This is a genomic window from Nonomuraea sp. MG754425 (genome assembly GCF_021699195.1).
GTDB lineage: Bacteria > Actinomycetota > Actinomycetes > Streptosporangiales > Streptosporangiaceae > Nonomuraea.
Map to the genome: position 1 here is coordinate 1 of NZ_SSXE01000314.1, position 6,769 is coordinate 6,769.

6 protein-coding genes are annotated in these 6,769 nt (G+C 67.2%); 3 read left to right on the top strand and 3 right to left on the bottom strand.

Annotated features, from left to right (window positions below; translation table 11 throughout):
- Nucleotides 1-277: 277 nt before the first annotated feature.
- Entirely contained in the window at nucleotides 278-1,102 is an 825-nt protein-coding gene (locus tag FAF44_RS51150; protein ID WP_237110756.1) for an IS5 family transposase, read from the top strand.
- Between the two features lie 103 nt (nucleotides 1,103-1,205).
- Nucleotides 1,206-2,144 (top strand): hypothetical protein, encoded by a 939-nt coding sequence (locus tag FAF44_RS51155; protein WP_237110757.1) that lies wholly within the window; start codon nucleotides 1,206-1,208, stop codon nucleotides 2,142-2,144.
- Between the two features lie 983 nt (nucleotides 2,145-3,127).
- Here FAF44_RS51155 and FAF44_RS51160 read toward each other — a convergent pair.
- Nucleotides 3,128-4,408 carry a hypothetical protein gene (locus FAF44_RS51160; RefSeq protein WP_237110758.1) on the bottom strand — a complete coding sequence of 427 codons (1,281 nt, stop codon included), beginning with the start codon at nucleotides 4,406-4,408 and terminating at the stop codon, nucleotides 3,128-3,130.
- Entirely contained in the window at nucleotides 4,405-4,929 is a 525-nt protein-coding gene (locus tag FAF44_RS51165) for a SigE family RNA polymerase sigma factor (protein ID WP_237110759.1), read from the bottom strand. Before FAF44_RS51165 ends, FAF44_RS51160 begins: the two co-directional genes overlap by 4 nt.
- A gap of 155 nt (nucleotides 4,930-5,084) precedes the next feature.
- On the opposite strand from FAF44_RS51165, the gene FAF44_RS51170 reads away from it, so the two are divergent.
- On the top strand, nucleotides 5,085-5,390 hold the full coding sequence (locus tag FAF44_RS51170) for a transposase (protein WP_237110760.1): 306 nt from the start codon (nucleotides 5,085-5,087) through the stop codon (nucleotides 5,388-5,390).
- Nucleotides 5,391-5,500: 110 nt separating this feature from the next.
- Here the strand turns inward: FAF44_RS51170 and FAF44_RS51175 are convergent, their stop codons facing one another.
- Nucleotides 5,501-5,926 carry a DUF2399 domain-containing protein gene (locus FAF44_RS51175; RefSeq protein WP_272896184.1) on the bottom strand — a complete coding sequence of 142 codons (426 nt, stop codon included), beginning with the start codon at nucleotides 5,924-5,926 and terminating at the stop codon, nucleotides 5,501-5,503.
- Nucleotides 5,927-6,769: the final 843 nt, after the last annotated feature.

Sequence of the window (6,769 nt, forward strand, 5' to 3'; positions counted from 1 at the left end):
GGTGCTGCGGGACGTGCGCCCGATGGACGCGTGGGAGCTGGCCTGGCTAGCGCTGAAGGACAGCTCCTACGACCAGGGGATGAGCGTCGCGGAGTGAGGCGTCCGGGGGCGTCCCGCGCGGCGGTGTCGTAGGACGGCAGGACGGCCCGGGCGGCCGCATTACAGGGGAGACTGTCACAGAACATGCCTAAACGCCCTCTTAGTGCGTGTTTGAGAAGATCGTTCATGTTCGGCGTGGCGATGTGACGACGAGAGCCGGTGCCGTCAGAGTGGCCCGATGCCCCCTGATCGCTACCCCTCGGACCTGACCAACGCGCAGTGGGAGCTGATCGAGCCCTTGCTGCCCGAGCCGAACGCCGGGTGCATGGACTCCCAGACGGTCCGGGCGGCCGAGACCGTCGGCGCGGCGGCCTGCGGGTATGACGCCGGCAAGAAGGTGAAGGGGCAGAAACGGCACGTCGTGGTCGACACGCTCGGGCTGCTGTTGTGCGTGATGGTCACCGCCGCATCGGTGCAAGACCGTGACGGCGCACACCGGGTGCTGGCCCTGCTGCGCGAGAAGTTCTCCACTGTCGCTCTGGTCTGGGCCGACGGCGGCTATGCCGGTCGGCTGGTCACCTGGGCCGGGCAGGTCGTGGCCCTGGCCGTGTCGATCGTGCGGCGGAGCGACGATCTGAGGAGCGGTTTCGTCGTCCTTCCCCGCAGGTGGGTGGTGGAGCGGACGTTCGCCTGGCTGGTCGGCTACCGCCGCCTGGTACGCGTCTATGAACGCAAGCCCGAACACCACGAAGCCCTGATCTGGTGGGCCACAGTGCACCAGATGACCCGCCGCCCGACCCGTGAACTCGCCGATCTGCCACCCGCAAGCCGCTGGAACGACCCGCCGCCCTTGCCGATGTTGTCCAGCCCCGACCGACACGGCAGGGTGCTGCAACTCCTGGCCGCCCAGCCCTGGCGGGCCTGGAGAGGCCGCGAACTGGCCGTCATCCTCGGCATCGAGAACGTCAACAGCTTCCGCGTCCAGCTGTCCCAATGGTCCCACCAGGGCTACATCAACAAGATCGGACCAGCCCTCTACGGGCCCATGCATGCCAGCACTTAAGCCTTTGTCAGCAGGCTCTAACAGTTGCCCGAGCGTCGCAGGCAACCTTGTGAGGCGCTCAGGCGTATTGAGGGACATCACTTCGAACCTCTGGAGGAAACACATGAAGCTCGCGACCGCACCGGTCCGGCCTCTGATCGCCGTCGGCACCGGCCTAGCCGCCGTGGGCGCCGCCGCTCTGCTGGGCCTGCCGAGCCTCGTGATGGCACCGGAGACACGGCTCGCGGCCGCCGCGTCGGCTCCGCCGGAAGGCGCCTACTGGCATACGAGGATGCTGAACCAGCGCATCGGTCCCCGCCAGATGGGCAGCGGTGCGAATCGCTACTGGGTGGTGGAGCAGAAGCTCAGCGAGAAATGGACCGCGCCCGACGGCAAAGCCTGGTCCGGATACCGGAATGCGGGGGCGTACCCGAAGAGCGCGGCGGACCGGAAGGCGTGGCGCCACGACGGCTCGCCGGCCAAGTGGACTCGCACGGCCGACGGCCAGTACGTGAAGTTGTCGACCGAGCCGGACAAGGGCCATGTCGGGCCCGTACGTGGCAACGACGACAAGTTCTTTCTGGCCGGGCAGCGGCTGACGTACGACGAGGTCCAGCGACTGCCCGCGGTCCCGAACGCGTTGAAGTCCTGGCTCTCCGAGGCCGCGCGGGTCTCACGGGTCAAGCAGAACAACGTGGACCAGGCCATCACCAGGGCGCTGGTGGAGATGCTCTATCAGCTTCCGGCGCCCAAAAACGTCCGCGCCGCGGCTTACCAGGCATTGCTGACGATGCCCGCTGTCCGTTCGCAGGGAGAGTCCAAGGACAGCATGGGCAGAGCCGGCGCGGCCCTGTCGATCGACCACCCGAAGGCCGTTCAGAATAACGGACTGACGATCAAGGACAAGACCGACCTGATCGTGGACACCGGCACGATGCTTCTGCTGTCCGAGAGCCTGACGACCAAGATCAGCGGCAAGCTGTCCTTTAACGAGAGCAGCACCCAGACCATACTTGAGGCCGGCTGGACCAACACCGCGCCGGCCGTGCCCGCCCTGCCGTAGCGGCGCGTTTGGGTGACCTTGCCGTCCCGCGCTCATTCGCCAAGCGCGGAGCCGTGCCCGTCGGAAGCCAGCCCGACCTGGCGCTGGCCGCGATCGCCCGCAGCGCCGACGACCTGCGCGCCCGTGCGGAGGCAGAGTTCCTCCGGCTCCGGGACTCCGATCGAGCGGATCAGCACCTATCCGCGCCGGAAACGGGACGCCTTGCGGGGCTGCCCGGTGGGCCGCCCCGCCCTGGACCCGGACGTAATGGCCGATCCCGAGCTGCGCCGCCCGGTCGAGGAGACGTTCGCCTGGCTGCGCACCTGGCTCGCCGGGGTCCTCGCGGATGCACGGTCACAGGGCGAGCTGGACACCTCGCTCAGCCCGGCGAGCGGGGGAACTGCTTCGACGTCGGGTTCGTCGCAGGGCACGTTTTCGGGCTCGGCCTGGCCGGCAGAACCGCGCTCGGCACGTTTGGCGGCATATTCTCGGTCACCGGCCACGGTGGCGCCGCCGCGCCGTCCCTCGCCCAGAGAGCCGAGCGCGCGCCCGAACTCGAGCCCTGGGCCGCCTGACTGGCCCATCTTGTACGTGCTTTAAGTCAGTCGGCCATAAGCTCAAAACCCACATTGAGTGGATCATGGACGGTGTTTCCGCTGCTGAGTTCACCTGTGAAACTGCGCGGACATGTCCCTGCGGGCTCGCCGGGGCACTATGGAAGGCGCTATAACCAACGCCGTGCCTCGACAGGAGCCACAGCCCGCCTCCGTCACGATGGCGGTCGCCGTGCTCTGGTCGAGGGCGGTGGGACGGACCAGGGTCTTGCCGGCGGCGGCTGGTGTCGGGCCAGTTGTCCGGGCCTCCGACGCGGAAGCGGGGTTCCACTGTGGCTGGGCGAGGTTTCACCCGCCGATCATGGCCTCGTTACCACAGCGGCGCAGCCATCTATGGCACAGCCCTCGGTACTGGATGAGGGCTCCTGGCCCGCGCAGAGGGCGCTTATTCTATTCGAACGGGGCCACGGCGTCCAAGTTCAGCAGGTCGTACTCGGTCGCCTTGCCCACTTCTGTCATCTTGCATGTCCGCGATGGTGAGTCGCCCTCAGCGTCGGGGCAGATACGCCGATAGTCGATCTTCCCAGCACGCCAATACCAGATGGAAGTGGGTGTTGAGGAAATGCCCCTGGCGCCGCTGATGCCCTGTGGACCCACCGCTCCGACGCGTGCGGCGTGCCCGTTGGACATGTCGAAGATCTGGAACCCGGACACCAGAAACCTGCCAGAGATGTCGGAGGAGGTCATCCGAACGTCGTCGGGGACGGTCCTGCGGCCGGTGCCGTCGAACCGCTGCACCACGTGCTGCTGACCAAGTGAGCCTACACACCATTCGGGGCTGCAGGTCACGTCGTCGAGCCCGGACAGGCCCTGCGGGCTGCGCTGCTCTCCCGTCTCCAGGTTCACCATCAGGTTCGCCCGGCCGGTCGCCCACGGCCAGGAGTACAGCTTGAACCCGTCCGAGCCCGCGATCTTCTTGGGAGCCCCCCCCGCGATCGGTACCCGGTACGCGCCGCCCGACCGGACCGACCAGACAATGTGGTCGGCCGTCACGCCGATGCGCTCGATCCTGGCAACATCGCCGGTCAGCACGGCGACCTGGGTGGCCCGCCCGCCGTCCCTCGGCATCACCCACAGATCGGCCCAGTTCCGGTCGTTGTTCGGGGTCTGGCCGTACCAGGCGATGTGACCGGGACCGGCTTCAACCTCCTGCGCGTAGTAGCCCTTCACATTCTCGGGTTCCGGCATTGAGCCGAGCACAGTGGTGTTCCGCTTGTCCGTGTCATAGACCTCCAGACGGCCAGCCTTCTCGAACGACGACTCGGCGGTGAGCAGGACCTCGGTGGCGCTGAGGGCAGTGACCGGGCGGTAACGCCAGCCGTCGGCGGCCGCCGCAGGGATGATGGTGACGGCCTCGGGCCAGACATCTGCTGCGGCGGGAGGCATGGTGCTCAGATCGGGTGGGATCGGCCCTGAGGGGTCGTCGTTGGGGATGGGCTGCACGGCCACCACCGAGGTGTCCTCCGCAAACCCGCCCTGGAAGGTCAGTGCCGTGGCGGCCGATCCGGCGATCATGACACTCGCCGCCACCGCCAGAGTCACGCGCACCCGTCGTCTGGTACGACGCCGCCGCACGGCGAGCTGTGCGACAAGGTCACCGGCCGGCTGCGGGGCCAAGTGGCCGGCCACGGTGAGCGTGCTGGCCAGCCTCTCCTCGAAACGGTCGCTCATGGGGTCGTCCTTTCTGGCGACGGGTTGTTCCATGACGGTACGGCTGCCTGCTCCACATGCCGTGCGCGAAGTTTGGCCAGAGCGCGAGACGCCTGGCTGCGCACGGTCCCGGGCGAGATGCCGAGAGTGGCGGCGATCTCCCGGTCGGACATGTCCTCGTAATAGCGCAGAACCAGAACGGCGCGCTGCTTGCGCGGCAAGGTGCCCAGGTCGTCCCACAGGTCAGGATCGGCCTGCCGGTCGCGGTAGGAGCCCTCGGGCACCGCGTCCACCAGGTGCTCCCGTCGCCTGCGCCGCCACCAGCTGATGTGCTGCCTGACCATAATCGTGCGCACGTACCCCTCGGGGTCGTCCTTGTTCCGTACCCGCTGCCAGGTGTCGCCCAGCCGAATCAGCGCCTCCTGAACGAGGTCGGCGGCGTCGTCGGCGTTACCGGTGAGCACAAACCCGTACCGGTGCAACGCGCCGCCACGGGCTCGTACGAAATCCTCAAACTCCACGCCCCAGGGACGCACGCGCATCCCCGATATGTTGCACCCAGAAGCGATTTAGTGTCCTGGAACCCGCTCGGCGACCTGACTGAATCGCCCCGGGTTCGGTGGAGACTTTGGTGTGTCCCGGGTTGAGTAGAGGTGGGTTACTGGATTCTCGTACCACTTGATGAGAGGAAAGTGGCATGGGACGACGGGGCTATCCGCCAGAGTTCCAGCGCAAGGTGCTGGATCTGCTCGAGGCGGGGCGTAAGGTCACCGACCTGGCGCACGATCTGGACATCAGCAGTCAGACGATCTACAGCTGGCGGCGGCAAGACCGCATCGATCGCGGCCTGGAGCCCGGTTTGACCAGCAGCGAGAAGGCCGAGTTAGCGGTCGCCAAGCGCCGCATCGCCGAGTTGGAGACAGAACTGCAGGCCACTCGGCGGGCGATCGATCTGGTGCGAGAGGTGGTGCCCCCAAAAGGCGGTTCGAGGCCATCGCGGTGATGGCCGGCGAAGGCATCCCTGTCGAGGTGGCCTGCCGCGTGCTGGACATCTCGGTGTCCTTGTCCCGATCTATCTGTCGGTAAGGTCGCTGGTTGCTGAGCAGCCGGTTCCTATCGCGCCAGATCAGCGATCAGCTCGGCGACGATCCGTTCCTCAATGACAGCGCGCCCGGTCGCCAACATCCGCCCCGCCAGATCAGGCGCCCAAGAACTGGCCGCTGGGCTCCCCTTCAGGGGTTCGGACTCGCCGCGAGCCAGCGCCTGCTCGTAGGTAGCTGTGTCGATACGCCATGGCTCTGCTTCATAGGAGTCCACGGCGTGGGCGGTGGTCCGTAGCCCTGTCCAGTCGAAATCGCCGCGCCAGCGCAGCGTCCGGCCCGTGCACGCGGCGAGGAGCCGGTGACAGGCCAGCGAAGGAACACCTTCCGTGCAGATCAGAGCCGCCTGACCCACCCCCACGCCCACCGCCGCACGCAGCACGGCGGGGGTTCTCGCAAACGTAGACCTTGTCGACGACGCGTGAATACTGACCCCCAGGCGACGAACCCGAGCGTCGCCTGGGGGTCAGTATTCACGCGTCGTCGACAATGGTGCAGGTCCGGCGAGCGAGATGGAGAGGTGTACGAGAGGAACCGGCGTTTTACGTCTCTCAAATATTCACCGGCTCGAACCTGGCGGATCTGGGCCGGAGGCGATGCGCACCCGGACTCCGTGTTGAGCGGGGCCCAAGGAACTTCTGGGCGGGTCTGAGCTTGCTCGCCGGGAGGCCGTGCTGAAGGTCTGCGGCGTAGGTGCGGCGATATCGCAGGGACATAGTCGGGCGCCTCCTCTGTCGAACGATCGGCAATGAACATGGGAACCGCCTGGTGACGGCTCCCGCCCTCCGTGCGGCCAGCACGGCGGCCGGGATGGGTCCACCGTCGGCCGACAGCGCTGGGCGGGGCGGAGCCACCGTAGTACTCCGAGCCGGGGAGAGCCCGGCACATGGGGAAGGGCGGCAGCGGAATCGCGAAGAGAGGAACTGCAATGCCGAAAGAAGCGCCGCTGAACAGCGAGCGGTGCCCCGCCGCAGGTGGCCCTTGGGCCGCACGGGCGGGTATCGAGGATGCAGGCCAAACTTCACTGTTGGGCGGCGGCTGACCCTAAGCCGGTCTACCAGCAGGTCATCAATGCAGGACCGCCAGCCGGCCATGTGCGGCACTTCGCTCAGGGCTGCAGGAGTCTCCTTGGCCTGGACGCGGGCCGTTCAGAGCTCTCTCGGGTGGGTCTTCGATCACAATGATGTGGAGCGGCTCGTCGAAAGCACGGACTGCAGCCGTCCGTGTCGTCCAATGGGAGCATTCCAGCGTGAGTATCGGGCAGACCGAGGTGTCGGCCAGG